The 21203-nt window shown below is 35.3% G+C and carries 18 protein-coding genes; 14 read left to right on the forward strand and 4 right to left on the reverse strand.

Annotated features, from left to right (window positions below; genetic code table 11):
* Positions 1–25 precede the first annotated feature (25 nt).
* From HMPREF1140_RS00105 to HMPREF1140_RS00170, 14 genes are all read left to right on the forward strand, one after another.
* Positions 26–2629 carry a molecular chaperone gene (locus HMPREF1140_RS00105; protein WP_009661897.1) on the forward strand — a complete coding sequence of 868 codons (2604 nt, stop codon included), beginning with the start codon at positions 26–28 and terminating at the stop codon, positions 2627–2629.
* Between the two features lie 19 nt (positions 2630–2648).
* A complete protein-coding gene (locus tag HMPREF1140_RS00110; protein WP_009661913.1) occupies positions 2649–3425 on the forward strand; it encodes a hypothetical protein in 777 nt (258 codons plus the stop codon).
* 19 nt (positions 3426–3444) lie between these two features.
* Positions 3445–4452, forward strand: coding sequence for a hypothetical protein (locus HMPREF1140_RS00115; protein ID WP_009661923.1), 1008 nt, complete (start codon positions 3445–3447; stop codon positions 4450–4452).
* Between the two features lie 83 nt (positions 4453–4535).
* Positions 4536–6023, forward strand: a complete 1488-nt coding sequence (locus HMPREF1140_RS13035; protein WP_009661930.1) for a CHAP domain-containing protein — start codon at positions 4536–4538, stop codon at positions 6021–6023.
* Positions 6013–7017: a YARHG domain-containing protein gene (locus tag HMPREF1140_RS00125; protein ID WP_009661950.1), complete on the forward strand. Its 1005-nt coding sequence runs from the start codon at positions 6013–6015 to the stop codon at positions 7015–7017. Before HMPREF1140_RS13035 ends, HMPREF1140_RS00125 begins: the two co-directional genes overlap by 11 nt.
* Positions 7018–7028: 11 nt before the next feature.
* Positions 7029–8018, forward strand: a complete 990-nt coding sequence (locus HMPREF1140_RS00130) for a YARHG domain-containing protein (protein WP_009661947.1) — start codon at positions 7029–7031, stop codon at positions 8016–8018.
* A gap of 61 nt (positions 8019–8079) precedes the next feature.
* Positions 8080–9438, forward strand: coding sequence for a contractile injection system protein, VgrG/Pvc8 family (locus HMPREF1140_RS00135; RefSeq protein ID WP_009661935.1), 1359 nt, complete (start codon positions 8080–8082; stop codon positions 9436–9438).
* A 34-nt stretch (positions 9439–9472) separates the two neighbouring features.
* On the forward strand, positions 9473–11512 hold the full coding sequence (locus HMPREF1140_RS00140) for a DUF4280 domain-containing protein (RefSeq protein WP_009661945.1): 2040 nt from the start codon (positions 9473–9475) through the stop codon (positions 11510–11512).
* Between the two features lie 7 nt (positions 11513–11519).
* On the forward strand, positions 11520–12188 hold the full coding sequence (locus HMPREF1140_RS00145) for a hypothetical protein (protein WP_009661938.1): 669 nt from the start codon (positions 11520–11522) through the stop codon (positions 12186–12188).
* A 7-nt stretch (positions 12189–12195) separates the two neighbouring features.
* Positions 12196–12867, forward strand: a complete 672-nt coding sequence (locus tag HMPREF1140_RS00150; protein WP_009661943.1) for a hypothetical protein — start codon at positions 12196–12198, stop codon at positions 12865–12867.
* A 248-nt stretch (positions 12868–13115) separates the two neighbouring features.
* Positions 13116–13538, forward strand: a complete 423-nt coding sequence (locus tag HMPREF1140_RS00155) for a hypothetical protein (protein ID WP_242822848.1) — start codon at positions 13116–13118, stop codon at positions 13536–13538.
* Positions 13535–14068 carry a hypothetical protein gene (locus HMPREF1140_RS00160; RefSeq protein WP_009661939.1) on the forward strand — a complete coding sequence of 178 codons (534 nt, stop codon included), beginning with the start codon at positions 13535–13537 and terminating at the stop codon, positions 14066–14068. The genes HMPREF1140_RS00155 and HMPREF1140_RS00160 overlap by 4 nt, the downstream gene beginning before the upstream one ends.
* Before the next feature lie 29 nt (positions 14069–14097).
* On the forward strand, positions 14098–15393 hold the full coding sequence (locus HMPREF1140_RS00165) for a hypothetical protein (RefSeq protein ID WP_009661899.1): 1296 nt from the start codon (positions 14098–14100) through the stop codon (positions 15391–15393).
* A gap of 14 nt (positions 15394–15407) precedes the next feature.
* Entirely contained in the window at positions 15408–15977 is a 570-nt protein-coding gene (locus tag HMPREF1140_RS00170; RefSeq protein WP_009661954.1) for a hypothetical protein, read from the forward strand.
* Between the two features lie 147 nt (positions 15978–16124).
* Here HMPREF1140_RS00170 and HMPREF1140_RS00175 read toward each other — a convergent pair whose 3' ends face one another.
* The 4 genes from HMPREF1140_RS00175 to HMPREF1140_RS00190 all read right to left on the reverse strand — a co-directional run bounded on the left by HMPREF1140_RS00175 (position 16125) and on the right by HMPREF1140_RS00190 (position 21202).
* The gene (locus HMPREF1140_RS00175; protein WP_009661967.1) at positions 16125–17471 is read right to left on the reverse strand and encodes a uracil-xanthine permease family protein; all 1347 of its coding nucleotides are present in this window, start codon (positions 17469–17471) and stop codon (positions 16125–16127) included.
* Positions 17472–17487: 16 nt separating this feature from the next.
* Positions 17488–18429 (reverse strand): carbamate kinase, encoded by a 942-nt coding sequence (gene arcC / locus HMPREF1140_RS00180; protein WP_009661894.1) that lies wholly within the window; start codon positions 18427–18429, stop codon positions 17488–17490.
* Positions 18430–18554: 125 nt separating this feature from the next.
* Complete coding sequence (gene ygeW, locus HMPREF1140_RS00185; protein WP_009661963.1) at positions 18555–19754, reverse strand: knotted carbamoyltransferase YgeW; 1200 nt, start codon at positions 19752–19754, stop codon at positions 18555–18557.
* Between the two features lie 119 nt (positions 19755–19873).
* Positions 19874–21202, reverse strand: a complete 1329-nt coding sequence (locus HMPREF1140_RS00190) for a YgeY family selenium metabolism-linked hydrolase (RefSeq protein WP_009661896.1) — start codon at positions 21200–21202, stop codon at positions 19874–19876.
* Position 21203: the final 1 nt, after the last annotated feature.

Consider the following 21203-nt stretch of genomic DNA (forward strand, 5'->3'; position numbering starts at 1 on the left):
AAATGTATAGGACGGTAGGAATACTATGGGCTATAAGCTTAACAGGAATATAACTAAAGAAGAGCAGGCGGCGACATATACAAGAAGCGAGCTTGAGTTAATGAGTGAATACAGACTGAGGGAAGTTTGCCGTAGGGAACATATAGTAAAGGGACTTGATAAGAACCTGACAAATGAAGAGCTTATAGAGATGATTCTTTCATATTGCCAAAGCTTTGAAGATGAATTGATAAGAAAAGAGATTCCGGGTGGAAGAGAGCGTATAGAGCAAATCCTTGATAAGTTCAGTATAAGAGAGCCTGAGAAAGAAGAACTTCGAATATCCGGGAAAATCAGTATTTATGAAGGTGCTGCGTTAAACTTTTTAGATGATTATAAAATTGAGTACAAAGATAAATTCTTAAATACAAATGCCCTGATTGTAAGTGGGGACAAAAAGGTGTGTGCCGTATTTAATGTTGTATCAATGGGAGATAAAAAGGATTCTTTATATTTGGTAAAAGAGGCTGATCTTTCATGCATTGTTACCGAAACAAAGGATTACAGCCTTTATCTTATGGAAAGGGATGCTTCAGAGTTTATATATCATACATATATAGGAGATAAAGAAGCAAATGCATCACTTCTAAAATATAAAGCCTATAAACTTCCTATAATGGACTTTGAAGTACTTCCACTTATAGAGTTACACATGCCGATAGCTGTAGATTTGGGTTCTACCAATACAACTGTTGCTATGTATGCTGACAGCAGCTATTACAGGCAGATAAACACTGCGAAGCAAAGAGGCATAAAGGAGAATACCATCTGTCATACTGTTTTTTTCGAATCTGTCGGTGGAGAAAACTTTATGGAGATGATGATCCCCACAGTTGTGGCAGTAACAGAGGTTAAAGAAGATAGTATAGAGTACGCTTTTGGAAGAAAAGCTTTGTGGTATGCCAATCTAAGCTATACTGATAAAGGTTTTTCAGTCTTTTATGATATTAAAAGATGGGTAGGAGATTTTGAGAGGAAGGAAGAACTCACTGACTCAAAGGGAAGGTACAGATATGTACAAAGAATAGAGATTATAGGGGCATACCTAAGGCATGTATTGGACATTACCAGAGACAGTTTTAAATGCTGTATAAAAGAGGTGTATATTACAGTACCCGTAAAGCAAAAGCATGTGTATGAGCAAATGCTCGGCATTTTGTCAGAAATGCTTTCGTTAGAAATAAAGGTGACTTTAGATGAGAGCACAGCAGTACTTTATAGTTTTATAAGTAAGATGAGGGAGAAAAATCGCTTAAAAGACGGTGAAAGCTATAAGGCACTGATAATGGACTGTGGAGGAGGAACCACGGATCTTAGTGCATGTAAGTTTAAGGTACATGCAAAGGGTGATATACAGACCTATATCATGGAAAACAGCTACAAAAACGGTAATACGGATTTTGGGGGAAACAATATTACCTACAGAATAATGCAACTTCTAAAACTGAAAATTGTATCCAAACTTCTTAAACTTGAGAAAGATCTTGGAAGTGAAGTGATTGAGGAGCTGCCGGGTGATCCTTACAGATATATTGATGAAGAAAGTGTGGAAAGCTTCTATGAGGGCTTGCAGAAAGCTTATGAAAGTGTGGAAGAAATTTTACCTACTGCGTTTAAACATTTTGAAACGTACGGCAAGGAAGGGTATTACAGAGTAAGAAATAATTACTTCTTTTTATTTACTCTTGCAGATGAAATAAAACAAGGACTTTTTTCAGGAAATGACATAGTTATAGAAGTACCTGAGGATAAAAATATAAAATCAGGACTTCTAAGGCTTGAGGCGGATCGTTATAAGCTTTCTATATTTAAAGAAGATAAACTTGATATATTGGAAGAAATGCCAAAGATAAATTTTAACCGTTATGAAGTTGAAAAACTTATTGCCGGTGAAATATATGCGGTTATGAAAGCATTTATGGAAAGATTGTATACAAACGGAGAACTTTATAACTTTGACATGATAAGACTTACAGGGCAGTCCTGCAAGATCGGTTTGTTTAGGGATGCGCTAAAAGAATTTGTACCCGGCAATATGATGCAAAGCGGTGGGAGCGTTAAAAAGGAAGAGTTAAAACTTGCCTGTGTGGACGGACTTATGAGGTATCTTTATGATAAAAGAACCGGATATGCGGGATTTGATATAAGAGATGAGGAGGCTCTGATTCCTTATAAAATAAAAGCATTGTCATACTCAGGCAGACAAGAGGTCCTTATTGACGGTTTTGAAAGCAATAAGATGACCGGAAGTTTACTTAGAAGCCTTGAAGATATATTGCTTAGAATGTATTTGTATGACGCTTCTGAAAACGTACGATTCGAGTATCTTTTCCATTTCAAAAAAGATGAAGCAAGAGAGACTGACAGAATGGAGCTTGCAGGAAGATATAGCGGATATATTAAGCAGGAAGACACGGATGATATACAAAATGGAGAACTGAAGATATTTGCCTTTGTAGACTATAAAAAATGGGGATTTCAGATAGTACCGGTATATAGGTTGAAAGATATATTATATGCAGGAGAGGGGCAGGAGTATAAGTTTGAAACCGACGAATGGATTTGTGATTTCTTTGATGGAGAGCACTAAATACGTAAAGGAGATGCTGATGGAAAATAGATACCCTTTGTTTGAGACCGGAAGGATCTTAAAAAAAGAAGCACTTGAAATACTAAGAGACTACCCAAGAGATCTGCTATCAATTCTTTATGACGGATATACAGACGGAGTTATAAGAGGATTAAGATTAAGCTCAGACCATGAGAATAAATATATTATCATCGGAAAGGGACTTGTAAAACTGAAAGGTGAGGTATATCAGATACATAAAGAAATAAAAGTAGCATACACCAATACCGAGCAAAGGGAGTATTTAAAGTTAAAGTGTAAAGAGGTAAGGGATAAAGACTTTATAATAAGTGAAATAGAGGCTTTTCTGTCTGAAGAGAAAGAAAGTAGTGATGGAGAGATTTTACTTTGTGACTTTTTGCTTAAGTCGGGGTTTATATTAAGGGATACTTATCTTGACTTTGCTGACATGAGATCTGAGTACGATACTATACATCTGATGAATGCAGATTATGCAGGTTATGGTGATAAGTCATTTAATATAAATGTATTAAAAGCATATGCTAAAGAATACCTTAATACAAAAAAATGTGAAGAAACTGACAGAATCTTTTGCTATATGGTCATAAACAGTAAGGAAGGAATAGACAGAAATATTATAGAAAACTATATAGCATTTAAGGGAGGAAAGCTAAAGGGAAGCCGGCTAAGCAATACAGAAATTTATACCGGACTTTTGGATATATTAAACAGTGCAAAAGATCCGGACGGACAAAAATACACAGGCTTTATGCAAAGAAGGATTTTGGTGGATTAGCAGCAGTTAGGAGGAAAAGATGTCAAACATAATGGACTGCCCTTACGGACACAGGTTTTCAAAAACAAGATATGGAACAATATGTCCACACTGTGGTTTTGATCTGGACACTCCTGAAAAAGTTTATGTAAGTTTAAGGAAAGAATGTGGACTTTCCCTAAAGGAAGAGAGACCGGTATGTGCATGGCTTGTATGTATAGAGGGTGCAAGAAGAGGAAAGTGTTATGTAATAAGCTTCGGAGAAAACTTTATAGGTACTGACAGAGACAATGATATACAGATACTTGGGGATGAGAAGATAAAGAAAAAACATACCCTTATATGCTTTGACGAGAATGAAAATAAGGGAGTGCTGTTACCTGCAAGAGCGGACGGGATAGTATACATTAAGGATAAACCTCAATATGATAAATATGTATTGGAAGATAAAAATATTTTAGAGATTGGAAACAGCAAATTTTTATATAAAGAATTTTTATCAAAACATGAAGAACTGTTGGATAAATGGAAATATAAAGAAATAGGTACCAAAGAAGATGTGTTATTAAAAAACAGGAAATATAGAACTTTAAAAATGGAAAAGCCTACTTTCGAGGAAAAGTACAAAGATAAGAGATTTTTGAAAAGACTTTCACTTGAAGAAGAGTTTCCTATTTGTGCATGGCTGGTTTGTATAGAGGGAGTTAGACAGGGATGTTCGTATAACATAATTGAAGGGAAAAACTATATAGGTAGAAACGATACTATGACTATACAAATTCTTGGCGATGATGATATAAGGGATAATAGACATGCTGTAATAGCTTTTGATATGAGAGTACTTAAGGGTACACTGTTAGGAGAAGAGTGTATGGGATTTGTAAGATTAAACGAAACGGCCATATATACTTCTGTAGAGCTGAAAGATGGAGATATTTTAGAAATCGGAACGGGAAAATTCATGTATATTGATTATGCAGGAAATCATTATGGATGGGAAGAAAAAGGAGAGGAAGCTAAAACATCCGGTTATGATGAAGTGGAGTAAGAAATTGAAGATGTAGTATTAGAGTAATATAGGTAATACTTCTTTGTACATATATTTGTATTTGAGATATTGGGAGGTGGCATATGGGATCATCTGTAAAAATAAATAACCGTGTAGATATGAGCGGAAAAAAGGTGTCATTTAATGCTAAGGAAATAGAGAATAAAACACCAAATAAAAGAGCCGGTAACAGAAAATTCAACATGGAAAAAATGGCAAAAAACGCATTAGGCTCGATTCCATCCCGAGTTTTAATAAATGGAAATTTGGAACAAAGAGTAGAAATGGATTTTTTGAAAATGGGACAAGGCTCTATTCCTACAGTAGCAGGAAACCTGATTAAAACAGAGTTAAATAAATCAGGAGAAAAGGCTATGGGAATAAAAGATATAAATTATGTGCTGTATCATGATACAACAGGAGTGCGTACAGTGGCAAAAGCAACTGCTAGGAATGGAAATAGTTTATCAAGTAATATAAAGAAGGCAGAGAGTAACGGGTGGGTTAAAACCGAGATGGGCTGGATGTACAAAGAAAATGGAAAACTTGTAACAGGCTGGAAGCAGATAGACGGCAAGTGGTATTACTTTGAGTCTATCGGAGTTATGCAAACAGGCTGGAAACAGGTATCCGGAAAATGGTATTACTTGCATACAGACGGAGCCATGAGAACAAATTGGAAACAGATAGGTGGCAAGTGGTACTATTTCCATACAGACGGAGCTATGAGAACAGACTGGAAACAGATAGATGGCAAGTGGTACTATTTCCATACAGACGGAGCTATGAGAACAGGTTGGAAACAGATAGGTGATAAATGGTACTATTTATATGAAGACGGTCATATGGCAAAGTCTGAAAAAATACAAGGGAAAGACGGGAAGGTTTATGATATTGATGAAAATGGGGTTTGCAGCAATAATTCTAACTCAGCAGAGGATGAGTTGAGTAGAAAGATAGATGATTTTATAAATATTGCACTTAATGAAAGAGTTGAAAATACCGGGTTTGTTGAGAATCAAGTAAAGAAAAAGAAAAGAAATAAAAATGGAGAGATAGTAGAAGTAATAGAAGGGGATAATATAAACAGATATGGAAAATGGTATGGTGATAATGGCGTGCCATGGTGTGCAATATATGTTTCGTGGTGTGCTAATGAGGCAGGAATATTAAATAATAGAGGTATTGCAGGAGATGCAGGAAAACCGGTTCCGAAATTTGAATCTTGTCAAACCGGAAAAAGTTTATATGAAGAAGCCCAAAAATATCATAATGTAGATAGTGGTTATGAACCTAAAAAGGGAGATTTATTTATACATTTAAATAGAAATAAAAAAGGCGAATTAGATGGGACGGGGCATACAGGAATTGTTATAGCTTATAATAGTGCAGATAAAACTGTATATACGGTTGAAGGAAATTCTAATGATAGAGTATCTGTGAAAAAAACACATATTTATTATACTACGAAGGGACATAAATACTTTGATGGATTTTGTAGTAACGGAGGAACTGATTATGGTGTAGCTCCGGATAGACCGTTATTGAGAGGAGGGGAAAGTGATAGATAAAAAAATACATATATTCACAATAATACTCTTGCTGATGTGTTTTGTTTATGGATGCGGGATAAATAAATATTCAAAAACAGAAAAATTCATTGATAATAATTATGGTGTAGAAAATCTTTCAGATGAAGATGCAATAAAGCTTGTAAAAGAAATAGTATCTTTTATGGATACAGGTATAGAAACGGGTGAAGCTGTCGAAGGTATTAACGGGGAAAACTTTGCCTATTTTAAGAACAAAGAAGATGAAGATAAATTAGAAATCTATCATAGAAATTATATAAAAGATAGTGCTTATAATTATTTGACTGCAATGTATAAAATTACAAGGTTTAATTCCGGCATGGGAAAGGCAAAAACAGGATTTGACGGTGGAACCATCAGGTATAAATTGGAAGCTGAAGAAGATTACAACATTCTGTCGAGAAGAAATAATGAAATATGTATTGAAGCTTTTTTTTATAAAGACAGCAGTCTTGGAGATGGGATGCCGGATACAGATAAGGGTCAGATATTTCTCACTTTGTGTGATGACAATAAATGGAGAATTTCTAAGATCTCTCAATGGTATGATGATTTAGTGTTTTATGAATTGGAAGAATATATAGAAGAATTTTTTGACAGTCAAAATAATGTAAAAGAGGATTATGATACTTTTATTAGGGATTATGGGTATGACAAAAATGGAAATAGAATATCTATGCAGATGTTAAGATATTCTTTAAAGGACGCGATCTTGGCGAGCAGCAGTTTTGATGTGTTGGAGAATTTAGATGACAGTTATATATTGGAACATCTTTCTAAACTTGCAACCCATATTGCTTATGAAGAGATATATGCCAGGCATGGGAAAATGTATCCGAAATATTCTATAGAATATAATTATTTCAATGGATTGAGCTGGTATAAAGAGAATAAAGAATTCAGTGAGGATGATTTAAGTGATATTGAAAGGCATAATTTAGAGATTATAAAGTCACATTTGGAAGAGTTTTAGGAGAAAAGAGTATGAAACATAAATTATTAAGTGTAATTAGCATAAGTTTTATATTACTTCTGTTATTCAATGTCAAAACCGTTGCCATTGAAAATAAAGATAACAATCCTGAAATGACGGATGAAAGAGTTATAGAGATTATTAAAGAGATTGCCGATTTTATGGATTCAGGAGAAAAGATTGGTGATGAGATATCTTGCAGAGAGTCTGACGGATATAATGATTACTATTTTAAAAATGAGGATGATGATGAAAAGTTGTACATATACCACAGAGATTATATTAAAGATGCCGCTTATGATTATCTGTGTGAAATGTATGATATAAGGTTTTATAGAGGGAGATGTACACAGTCAAGAACATCAAGGAGCAGTTTAAGTAGCTGCTTATACTATAAAATTTATACAGATGGTGAGTTTAGTGTAAAGAGTAGAAGTAAAAAGAGTATATGTGTTCAAATTCAATTTGTAAAAAAGGTAATATTGGCTGAGGATATGCCGGAAATCAGTGACGGCGAGGTGTATTTGGAACTGTGTGAGGACAATAAATGGAGAATATCTAAAGTTTCTCAATGGCTTAATGATTTGGCATACTATGATTTGGGAAATGAAATGAAGGTGTTTTTTGATCCGGAATATAGTTCACTACCTGAGTATGAAGAATTTTTGAAAAAATATGGCTATGATTCAAGAGGTAATAGAATCAGTATGTATATAAGTACAGATGATAATGATGAGATTTTTACGGGAAGTGATACGGATATTATCAGCAGCAAATCAAATTTAGAAAAGCTGAAAAAACTTTCCAAGTTGGCGGCATGTATGGCTCGTGAAGAGATATATGCCAGACATGGGAAGATGTATACTAAAAACAGTCCGGAATATAATTATTTTATAAGAAAAAGCTGGTATGAGGAAAATGAAAGTTTTAAAGAGAGCGATTTAAATGACATTGAAAAAGAAAATATAAAGATAATCTCTGATTATATTGAAAGTTTTTAACAGAGATTAGAAACTATCTTGTTATTTAATGGAATAAAAGATAAATACATGGAGGTGTGTTATGAGGGCGGAACTTTTAGAAATATACGGTTTTGATTTTATTGATATACAGGAATTTTATTCAGAGCTTAAGCCCAATAAACATGGGAAGGCATTTATTGGAGGTACTATAAGAGGGGATAAAAAAGAAGAATATTTATCATCCGGAGGAAAGGTGACACAAATAATTGCTAAAACATATGAGGGTAATAGTATAGTGCTGTTTTGTGGAATTATCACTTCCTGTAATATAAAAAGTAACGGAGATGTTCACTATATGACTCTGGGCTTGATGACACAAAGTGTACTTATGGATGGAAAAGAGCATATAAGAACATTTCAAAATGCAGGAGTTAGCTACAGAGATATTATTGATATTATCATAGAAGGTTATAATAACAGCGCATTTATAATGACTTCAGGTGATGATAAGAAAACTCAGGGGTTTATGTGCCAGTATAAAGAAACTGATTGGGAGTATCTGAAAAGGTTGGCATTTTCTGCTAATACAGTGATATACCCTGACTATAGTGTAGAGGGCGTTAAGTTTTTTGTGGGACTTCCATGTAGACAGGAAAAGCTGTTGAGATCGGAATATTATGAGCTTGGAGTTGACAGTGGTGATGAGTCTTTACTTAATTCAGACAAGGCATATTATAAGGTTGCTGTAAGAGAACATTATGAAATAGGGGAAAGATTAACATTTTTTGGCGAAACACAGGCTGTTGTAGCAAGAGTCAGCAGACTGGAACATAGAGAAGTGATTAATGAGTACATATTAATGAAAGAAAGTGATGTAAAGACTAAGGCGTATCAGAATGAAAAACTTATAGGTGCGGCATTATTTGCAAAGGTGTGTCAAGTCGAAAATGAACTTGTAAGAGTGAGTATAGATGATGATGAAAACGATTCTGATGATAAGGCGTTCCTAAACTACGCTACAGTATATTCTTCACCTGAAGGAGGGAGTTGGTATTGTATGCCTGAAGTCGGAGATAGGGTAATAGTGAAATTTCCTAATGCAAATGAACAAAATGTATATGTACAAAATGCTTTTCATGTAGGCAGTGCAGGCGGTCGTGACAATCCTGAAATCAAATTTTTTAAGAATAAAGAGGGAAAGGAAATCAGATTAAGTCCTGAAAGTGTACTTATTACAGATAATAACGGTTCAAGTATAGAACTTAAAGATGATAAAGGAATAAGTATAAAAAGTAGCGGGATGATATCAATAGCTGCAAAAACTGAAGTGTTGATAGAAAGCAGTAATGCAGGTATAAGTTTAATATCGCCGACATCAGTACAAATAACGCAAAACGGAACTCAGATAGAAATGAATGACGGGATAACCCATCAGGGAAGCAAAGTGTACCTGGGGTAAAATACTAATTAGCTATATTGCATAGGGGGTGTATATGGCAGAAAAGAATCAGGCTGAATGGATATATGAAGTATTAGGTAAGAAAAAAGGCGCTTTTGGGGCATCTATAAGGGAGCTTACAGATGCAGAAGAGAAAAAGATCAAAGATAAAATGTTGCAGTATTGGAAAGAACATAATGATGAAAGCACAGAATTTCTTGTTAACGGTGCAATACTTTGTTGTAGTCGCGGAAGTGATTATTCTACACTGAATAGTGCTGATCATGGTGTCTATACCGACAGCAGTGAAACCGGAGCACTTGCAAATACAGATGATAAAAAGTTTGACGGATTTGTTGCATGTTCAAAATGGAATGATGAACCGCTTGTAAGCAAACATATTTGCCGTTTTAAGCTTGGAGAATGGAGAAATGTTAGAAAGAGTGTCACCATAAACGGTAAGTATGCCTTAGATACAAACTCATATTTGCCATGCAAACATGGAGGAATAATATCACCTGTAACATCAGGGCAGGAATATACACTAAGTAAGTCCTATAATAAATATCCTAAATTTTTAAATGATGACGGCACTGTGGATGAATTAATTGTAAAAAAGCTGTTGCTAAGAAATATTCATCAGATGAAAGAGAATGAGATAGATGCCCTGATTAAGTTGGGAATATATTTATGTGTATGTGAAGATGTAAATATAATAAAAAAGATTATTTGTTGTGGATATATAACTACAATGGCTAATAAAGATATATCTGCTTTACCGCTCTATCAACATACACTTCTTGATAATTTTATTTATGTATCCGGGTGGGTAACAACATATGCTAAATTTTGTAGTTTTACCAATAAGCTATATACATCATCAAGATGCTCATGGGAGAAACTTAATGATATATGCCAAAAAATAAAAGAATTTGTTTTGAATATAAAAATGGCATCAGAAGAGCTACCGCAAAATGAAGAAGAGCAAAGAAGAATAAGAAGACAGTTTTTAAATGTTAAATTGTTAGATACAATATTATTAGCTGGGAATCTTTATAATAGGGCATCTCATGAGTACTTGATAGAAAAACTCGAAGTTAAAGAGGATATCAACTTTATAGTATATACATTAAAATATTATGATGGAGAGCTTGATTATGTTCATTCAGGAGCATTCTCAGGGGAAACAACAAGAAAAGGTATAAATATTTCATTACAGACGGTTTATGTATTTTCAAGAGGATCTGGAGATATTTTCAGTAGTAATAAGGCTTTTTCAGAAATACTATCAGAGAGTATTGGAGGAGAAACATCGAAGGGAGCTGCGGCACTTTCATGTGGAACAACAGCAATAGCTTATCTATTGTTGATACCGGCAGTGGCTTCCGCTCCATTTGCAATCCCTCTAGGTTTTATATGTACAACTTCAGGATTGGTAGGTGGAGGGCTTGATTCCATCAGAGCTAATAATGAATCTAAAAAAAGCAAAGAGTTATACTTAGATTCGGTAGATGAAAGTTTATTTATGTTAAGGATGGAGGATTACTTATCATTATATTTTACATTCTCTCTTAGAGTTAGTAGTTTACTTGAGCATAATGAAAGTATTTGGAATGATTACGAGAAAACTCACCCATCTGTTAGCGGACAAAAAGCGAGAAATTCAGGACACCTTACAAAAGATGAACATAGAATAGTGAATGATTCATCATACAAAATACTAGGTAAAGGTCATATATATAGTATTGATTATTTTTCCAGTTATTTAACTATGAAAAAAATTAAAAATTTTAATGAAAATATGAAACATATTAAACTTTGGAACTACGAAGAAAAAAAATATAAATCTATAGCTGAAAATGAAAGAATGGAAGAATTTGCTGAAATAGAAAGTATTGAAGAAATGTTTAGCTATATGAAGAAAAAAAATCAAGTAGGTATTGATTATATCAATGAATTAAATGTGGTAGGGTATGATAGAACAAATCAGCCCACAAAAATTATATATGATTATGGAAATGGAGAAGAGAAGATTTTGGCAGAAAACGATGCTATTGGAATAATGGAATTGTTTAAAGATAACTCTTTGAGGTAGATGATATATGGATGCAGAAGTTAAAAGAAAATTAAGGAATATAATTTTTATATATTTATTTTTTATTCTTGCAGGTATTTTGATATTGGGAGTACAGAAATTAAAAGCATATATTGAACAAGTAAAATTTGATAGAGAACAAAAGGCTTATAATTTTAGAAGTGAAGGTTTTTTGAGATATAGGCTTTCAGAATTTGTGTATGCAAAATTAGAGTTTACAAATCATAAAGGTGAGGTATTTATAATAGAAGATGAAAATGATATGAAAAGTATATATGTAGAGGAGGAAGAATATATTGCCGGGGAAACTGATAAATTTGGCAGCTATCGTTTTATAGAAGGAGAGTACACACAGGAAAGAATAAATAATTTTAATGATAATATGCATCATATTAGGTTATGGGATTATTCAGAAAAAAAATATGTAACGATAACCGAGAATGAGAAAATGGAAGAATTTAATGAAGTGAAAAATATAGATGATTTATATGAATATATGATCACAGAGGTTCCTGATGGTATATCAAATATGGGTAAGCTGGACATAATTGGTTATGACGGAACCAATCAGCCGACAAAGATTGTATATGATTATGGAAATGGAGAAGAGAAGATTTTGGCAGAAAAAGATGTTATTGGAATAATGGAATTGTTTAAAAATAACTCTTTGAGGTAGATGATATATGGATGCAGAAGTTAAAAGAAAATTAAGAAATATAATATTTATATATTTATTTTTTATTCTTGCAGGTATTTTGATATTGGGAGTACAGAAATTAAAAGCATATATTGAACAAGTAAAATTTGATAGAGAACAAAAGGCTTATAATTTTAGAAGTGAAGGTTTTTTGAGATATGGACTTTCAGAATTTGTGTGTGGAAAATTAGAGTTTACAAATCATAAAGGCGAAGTATTTATAATAGAAGATGAAAATGATATGAAAAGTATAGATACAGAGGAGGAAGAATATATTGCCGGGAAAACGGATAAATTTGGAAGTTATCGTTTTATAGAAGGAGAATACACACAGGAAAGAATAAATAACTTTAATGATAATATGAAACATATAAGGTTATGGAATTATGCTGAAGAAGAATACAAGAAAATAACTGAAACTGAAAGAATAGCAGAATTTGCTGATGTGAAAAACATAAATGAATTGTGGGAATATTTAAGTCATGAAAAGGTTGAAGGGGTATCTAATATGGGAGCATTAGATACGATAGGATATGATGGGACGGAACAACCAACAAAAATAATATATGATTATGGAAATGGAAAGATTAATATTATAACAGAGTCAGGTACTTTATCACTTGGGATATTATTTGAGAATTATCTTAAAGACATATAAATATGGATAAAGAAGTAAAGCAAAAACTTTAGAATATAGAGTTTATTTAAAATAATAGTAAGCAATGTTTAAATATGACTTCTTGATAAGGCAATTTAAACACTATATTTTTATGGGGTAATGTGATAATGGACATTGAAAGTATACAAAATCAGTTATTTATTGAAAGAAGTGAAGAGTTTTTAAAAGAGTTTCATCTGAAAAAAGATGATTATAAACAATGTGTTTTTAAGGACTTGGAGGAACTTTTGGGAGAAAAAAATTCTAAATATATTGTGATTTCGCCGCTCTACAGCAGCTTTGTTACACAATCATATGAATATAGACTGGGGGTATATGGTAAGGATCTATACTTGAGCAATCTCGATAAAAGTATATACAGGGAACTTCCTTTAATGAAAAGGTATATAACAGAGGACTTTGCTACAATAGATAAATATATGCTTAATCATATGGAAATTGAAAAAGTTACAGATTTTCAAAAAAAGGATATAAAGTATCAATATAGCCTTAGATATTTGATGACCGGAAGGCTGATATGGAGGGAACTAATAGAGTGCTTTGTTGAACATATTAATAAGAAAGATGGAGCTGCCTTAAATGATTTTAATATAGTATATGGCCTGTATATGGAGAGGGGAGAACACTTTTTTAGTGGGAATATTGTATGAGTGAAAGATATTTTCTTATAGGTACTGACGAAAGTTATGAGCCTTTACCTTTAATGATTGATGTGAGAAAGAGCATAAAAGAAGAATATCTTGAAGAAGGAGAAAGTTATAAGCAAGCGGGGATATCTTTGGTGAATATAAGGGACTCCTTTGACGTGCATACTAAATATCCGGATATAATGGATCAGGGAATATTTATGTTGTCTGATGAAGCATACAGGATATTTAAGCTTTATGAGCCGTCAACAGTAATAAAAAGGGTTCTTTTGATGGGAGAAAGCAGCGATGAAGCATATGAGTATATCATCCCGATTCTTAAAAGAATAGATTGTCTGTCGGGCAGAACTACATTCAGGCGTGGACGATATATAGATAAGGGAATACTTATAGGTAAAAATATACCGGATATAGCTTTATTTAAGATACCGAATGTTGACGGCATGTCTACTGTTGCAAGGCTTGATTTTGTGGAAAGCCTATTAAAACGAGGCATGAAAGGAATTTGCCTACAGGCTTTGGAGATTGAGTAGTAAAAATACTTGTAAAGGAGCATTTTAAAATGATTGGCTTAGGAAATGTAAAAGTACATAGTTTGTTGGAAGTAGAAAGTTTAGCTGATTTATATTTTACAGTAAAGCCATGTAGTCATGCATGCGTAAAACTGAAGGTTAATATCAGTTATAGTTTTATTAATCAAATTAAAAACATAATAAATAAGATAAAAGGCTCCGATATCGGCATAGAGTATACCGATGTAGCAGATAACAAAACTAAGATTTTGTTCAAAGGAATAATCGAAAGTTTTAGATTTAGTAATGATTTAGGTGTCTGCGTATGCCATATAGAAGCATTCAGCAAAAGTTTGTTGATTGATAAAGAAAGAAATGACAGGCTGTTTCAAAATAAGGAAGATAATATAAAGTCCGTTATCGAAAATATATCTTCAAAAGTTGAAATGAGGGCGATTTATAATACAGAAATTAAAAAGTTTGGAAAGCTGTTTTTACAATATAAGGAAACGGATTGGGAGTTTATAAAGAGAATTGCAAGTAACTTTGGAGAAGTGCTTATGGCTGATTATAAATCAGGAGTAACAGCTTTTTATTATGGTATGCCATATAGTGAAGATATGGTACATTTCCATCCGGATCATTATGAATCAGGGTTTGAAATAGATATTTATGAAAAAAATGATTTATCAAAAGTAGACCATAGTATGCCTGTCAGGGATAGATACTATAAAATATCAGACTATAATGACTATGAACTTGGAAATAAGACGGAGTTTATGGGCAAAATCTTTTATATAAAAGAGAAAAAAATAGAAACTCGAGAAGGGTATTTGGTTTTTACATATAAAATTTGTGATAAACAATATATAAAATCAACACCAAAATTTAATGAGAATATTACAGGGCTTGTAATCGGTGGGAAGGTTGTAGATGTGAAAGAAGAGCATATCTATGTCAAAAGTGATATTGACTGTTCAAAAAGTACTTTTCCGGTTGTATGGTTGCCGATTACAGGAAATGTTATGTATTGCATGCCTGAGGTAAATAGTAGAGTGCAGTTATATTTTGGAGACAGTGAAGAAAGTAAGATTGTCTTTGCCTCTGATATAATTGATTATCTTAAAAAGAGCGATAGGGGGCTTGTCACAGAGGATAAAAAGGAAATGTCAGTGGATGAAACTTCTGTTAAATGCGGAGGGTCAAGTATGTTAAGCCTTTCATCAGCATTAACAAACTTTGGAAGTATCGAAAAACTTCATATAAATGCAAAAGGAAAAATAAAAATAGAGGCACAGATGATTTCTATTGAATCAAATGATGAGATAACAGTGTTAAAAAGATAAGAGAGGATATAGGCATGGAATACTTTGATGAAGAGGTAATAAGTGCAAAGCACATAAAAAGACGTGATGAATACGGAAGTATAGAAGAGGGGCTATATATACAAAACTCACTTACATTATTTCATAAAGAACTGTTGTTTGAAGAAAAGTTGTCTGTAATGATGCCGAATGAATTTGTAATTATGTTACCTGAACTTGTAGACACTAAGTACATATCTGAGAAAAAGCCTGATGTTATATATACAAATCTTGATGGGAGCATAAATTTCTCATTTAATTTATTAGTGACTTCATCTGGCGAAAGGAATATGAGTTATGCCATAAACATGTTAAAAACAATGATAAAAAACATGAATCCGGCATATGTCTTTTTTGAAGATAAAACAATTGAAAGTGTTGCAAGGAACAGTATAAGTTTAATACAATTTAAAAGCTATGGAATTGATGAAGCTGCTTATAACATAATATATCTAGTCAGCATAGATAAATATATTATTCAGGGAGCATTTAACTGTAAGTATAATGATATGGATGAGTGGAAAAGAGCAGCTCTTGAAATAATAAAGTCAATAAAGTTAGAATAAAGAAAGAAATGATAACTTGAATCGTGGTAGTATTGATTGGTAGAGGGATGGTAAAATAAAATTTAGGGAGTGTGAGACTAAAACGAGTCTCACACTCCCTATTTTGAAGTTATATATTTTCGGATAACTCCTTTTTAGATTTATAATTTATTTTTTAAGATCTGTTTTATCTTTTGGAAGGACTACATTCAATAGTACAGCCATGATAGTTGCAACAACTACAGGGCTCTTTCCGAAGATAGTAGTAAATATTTGTGGGAATGCGGCAAGTGAACCCTGTGCCTGTGAAATACCTACACCGAGAGCTACTGAAAGTCCGACAATAGATGTGTTTCTAAAGTCCATCTTCTCTGTGAAGATAAGCTTGATACCTGTCATTGCTATTGAAGCAAATACTGATATTGTAGCACCACCGAGTACACATAACGGAATAGTTGTAAGGAGTGCTGAGAACTTAGGTATAAGTCCCGCTATAAGGATTATAATACCTGCAAGTCCGAGAACCGCTCTGTTTATAACCTTTGTTGTTGTTACAATACCCACGTTCTGTGAGAATGTAGCTGTAGGAAGTCCACCAAGTGCGGCACCGAGTATATTTGAGATACCGTATCCTATGATACCGCTTCTAAGCTCATCACCTGTAGGAAGTCTGTCCATAGAACCGCTTGTTGTGGCTGATAAATCTCCGATAGCCTGAATAGAGTTTATAGCAAATAAAAGTCCGATTGCTATACAAGCTCCCGTGTCAAACTTTACACCGAAGTGAAATATCTGAGGCAGTGAGAATACACCTGCACTTGCTACTGATGAGAAGTTGACCATACCAAGCACCAATGCAAGAATATAACCGCAAATCATTGCCACCAATATTGAAGCAAGTTTTAAGATACCTGTAGCAAAGTTGTTAAGTACTATAACAATAATAAGTGTAAAAATAGCCACCGCCCAGTTCTTTACAGAACCGTAGTCATCCTTTCCGATACCGCCTGCCATATAGTTTACAGCAACAGAGTAAAGTGAAAGACCTATAGTAAATACTACAGTACCTGTTACAAGAGGTGGGAAAAGCTTCTGAATTTTCTTAACAAAGAGACCTACCAGTATTGCAACAACACCGCCGACTATCTGGGCACCAAGTATAGAAGCTACACCTGAAGTTCCTGCAATATCCTGCATAGTAGGAACGTATGCAAAGCTTATTCCCATGATAACAGGAAGTTTTGCACCGATTCTAAATGTCTTTGTACCTATACCAAACAGCTGTAAAAGTGTAGATAATGCGGCAACTACTAAAGCTGCCTGAACCATAAGTACTCTGTCAGGATCTGAAAGCTTTGCAACATTTGCTACGATAATAGCAGGTGTGATACATCCTACAATCATTGCCACAACGTGCTGAAGTGCAAGTGGAAGAGCATCTGAAAACTTTGGGAAACCGTCCATTTCAAATATAGAAGCATACTGCTTCTGGCCTGCATTTGCTGAATTACTCATATTAATACCTCCCTGATCAATCTACAATTCTTGTACCTGTCTTACCGTTAATAGCATCTTTGGCTTTTTCAAGCAATGTTATCATTGCAGTTTTGTTTTCACCTGAAGCAGCGAAATCCACTGCGGCAAGTACTTTTGGAAGCATTGATCCCGGAGCGAATTCTCCGTCATCAGCATACTTTAAAGCTTCAGCTGTGCTGAGCTTATCTAACCATTTTTCATTTTCTGTGCCATATCCGATGGCAACCTTTTCAACAGCGGTAAGGATGATAAGTGTATCTGCACCTACATTCTTTGCAAGAAGAGCGGCAGCCGCATCCTTATCGATTACTGCAGGAGCACCTGAGAGATGCTTTCCGTTTGATACTACAGGGATTCCGCCACCACCGCAGCAGATTACAACCTGTCCGTTGTCAGCCATTGACTTAATAGCGGACAACTCAATAATTTCCTGTGGAGCAGGAGAAGCAACAACTCTTCTGTAACCTCTTCCGGCATCCTCTTTTACAATCCAGCCTCTGTTTCCTGCAGCTTCAAGAGCTTCATCCTTGCCCATGAACTTTCCGATAGGCTTTGTAGGATTTTCAAATGCTTTATCATTCTCATCTACTCTGATCTGAGTAACAACTGTAGCTATCGGAGGAACTTCAAGATTTCTGTTTAAGAATTCCTCACGAAGAGCGTTCTGTATATCATATCCGATATAAGCCTGGCTCATTGCCACACACACTGAAAGTGGTGTTGAATCAGAGTCGGTATTATGTGCATACTCTGTCATGGCATTGTTTATTACACCAACCTGTGGACCGTTTCCGTGAACGATAAGAACCTCATGGCCATCTTCGATTAAATCTACGATAGCCTTAGCAGTAGTTTTCACAGCTACCATCTGCTCTTTTAAATTATTACCTAGGGCATTACCACCAAGAGCTATAACAATCTTGCTTTTGAATTTCATATAAATTTCCCCTTAATGTTAGGATATAGTTTATAAAGACAAAGGGGCAGCCATACATAGCCGCCCCCCTTTTGTATAGGCGATAGATTATCTACCACCTTATTTACTAAGACTCACTGGCCTCTTTATTTTTCTGAAAAGATTCTGTCCTGTCCACGTGCCTCAAGCTGCTCTAAAACCTTAGCAGGATCTTTGAACTTCTCAAGTAAGATCATAGCAGCAATAACATATGGCTTGAAGCTTGCTTCTTTGTAAAGCGGATCTCTGTATCTGTCAAATACTGAACCGTCAACCTCGCCTTCCTTGCAAGAAACGCCTGTGATATCAGCTGGTAAGCAGTGAAGATAAAGAGCCTTACCGTCCTTTGTAAGCTTCATCATCTCTTCTGTACATGCCCAATCCTTGTGGTTAGCATTCTGAGCTAAAAGCTCCTTCTCTAAAGCCTTGATTCCTTCTGAATCACCCTCTGCATAAAGATTTGTTCTCTTCTCCATTGCAGCAAATGGTGCCCATGACTTAGGATAAACGATATCTGCATCCTTGAATGCTTCCTTCATATCGTTTGTGATAGTGAACTTACCGCCGCACTCAGCTGCCTGCTTCTTAGCAACCTCAGCAACCTCAGGCATTACCTCATAACCTTCCGGATGAGCTAAAACAACATCCATACCAAGTCTTGTGAAAAGACCGATAACACCCTGTGGAACTGAAAGAGGCTTACCGTAAGATGGTGAGTAAGCCCAGCTCATAGCAATCTTCTTACCCTTAAGGTTCTCAAGACCGCCGAACTCATGGATTACATGAAGAGCATCAGCCATACACTGTGTAGGGTGATCGATATCGCACTGAAGGTTTACAAGAGTAGGTCTCTGCTCAAGAACGCCGTCCTTGTATCCTGCCTCAACAGAATCTGCAACTTCGTGCATATATGCATTACCCTTACCGATGTACATATCATCTCTGATACCGATAACGTCAGCCATGAATGAGATCATGTTAGCTGTCTCACGAACTGTCTCACCGTGAGCGATCTGTGACTTACCTTCATCAAGATCCTGAACCTCAAGACCTAAAAGGTTACAAGCTGAAGCGAAAGAGAATCTTGTTCTTGTTGAGTTATCACGGAAGAGTGATATTCCAAGTCCTGAATCGAAAACCTTTGTAGAGATGTTTCTCTGTCTGAGGTCACGAAGTGCATCAGCAACTGTCCATACAGCATTAAGCTCATCATCTGTCTTTTCCCATGTAAGGAAGAAGTCGTTCATGAACATATCCTGTGTTTTGAGGTTCTTTAACTTTTCAACTAAACTCTTGAAATTTGACATTTTTTATTACTCCTTATTTTTAAAGCGCTTTGCGCTTAAAGTTTATATATTAATCGTTTGTACACAAGTTTAACCCTCCGGGCAAAAGCCCGGAACGTTAAACATAAATATTATTTTAATTAGTCACAGTAGTAAGCAGGAAGAGCTGCATAGAATGCCGCACAAGTTACAAGGTCTTTCTTCCATGTAATCTCGTTTGGAGCATGAGCCTGTGCCTCTGCACCCGGACCGAATCCGATTACAGGGATACCGTTTCTACCCATGATAGAAACACCGTTTGTAGAGAATGTCCACTTGTCAAGAAGCGGTCTTACCTCACGCTCAGGTGTAGTCTTGGCATTACCGATTCTCTTATCACCGAAGAGATCCTTGTAAGCTGCAACAGCACTTGTACAAACTTTGTGATCCTCAGGAAGTACCCAAGTAGGGAAGTAGCACTCGATAGGATATACAACACCTGTAAATGAAGGTCTGTCATAGTTGTACATGCTTACAACTACATCATCACCGTACTTCTTAACTGCAGGAAGCTGTCTGATCTCCTCAAGACATGACTCCCAAGTCTCACCTACAGTCATTCTTCTGTCAAGAGATACTGCACAAGAGTCAGCAACTGCACAACGAGAAGGAGATGTATAGAAGATCTGTGAAGCTGTAACAGTTCCTCTACCAAGGAATCTTGCTTCTTTCCACTGATCATTGTACTTAGGGTTAAGCATCTTTACAAGACCTCTGATGTCTGTAGACTCTGCATCACCGTTGTTGTTAAGTGCACGAACGTCTCTTAAGATATCAGCCATCTTGTAGAGAGCATTGTCACCTCTGTCAGGAGCGGAACCGTGGCAAGAAACACCCTTAACATCGATTCTGATCTCCATACGTCCTCTTTGTCCTCTGTAAAGACCGCCGTCTGTAGGCTCTGAAGATACAACGAACTCAGGTCTGATCTTATCCTCATGGTAGATGTACTCCCAGCAAAGACCGTCACAGTCCTCTTCCTGAACTGTACCTACAACCATTACACGATACTTATCGTTAAGAAGACCGAGATCCTTCATAATCTTTGCAGCATATACTGCAGAAACTGTTCCACCAAGCTGATCTGAAACACCACGACCGCCGATCTCTTCATCATCCTCGAATCCCTCATAAGGATCGAAGTTCCAGTTGTCGATGTTTCCGATACCTACTGTATCAATATGTCCGTCAAAAGCGATAAGAGTCTTACCTGATCCCATGAATCCCATAACATTTCCCTGTGGATCAACCTTAACTTCATCAAAGCCTACCTTCTCCATCTCAGCCTTAATTGTAGCAACGTGAGCAGCCTCGTCAGATGACTCGCCCGGATTGGCAACTATAGCACGAAGGAAAGCTGTCATATCAGCCTTGTAGCCTTCAGCTAAAGCTTTGATCTTCTCTAACTCTTCACTTGATAATTTACCCATT

The sequence above is a fragment of the Lachnoanaerobaculum sp. ICM7 genome (genome assembly GCF_000287675.1).
Lineage (GTDB): Bacteria > Bacillota > Clostridia > Lachnospirales > Lachnospiraceae > Lachnoanaerobaculum.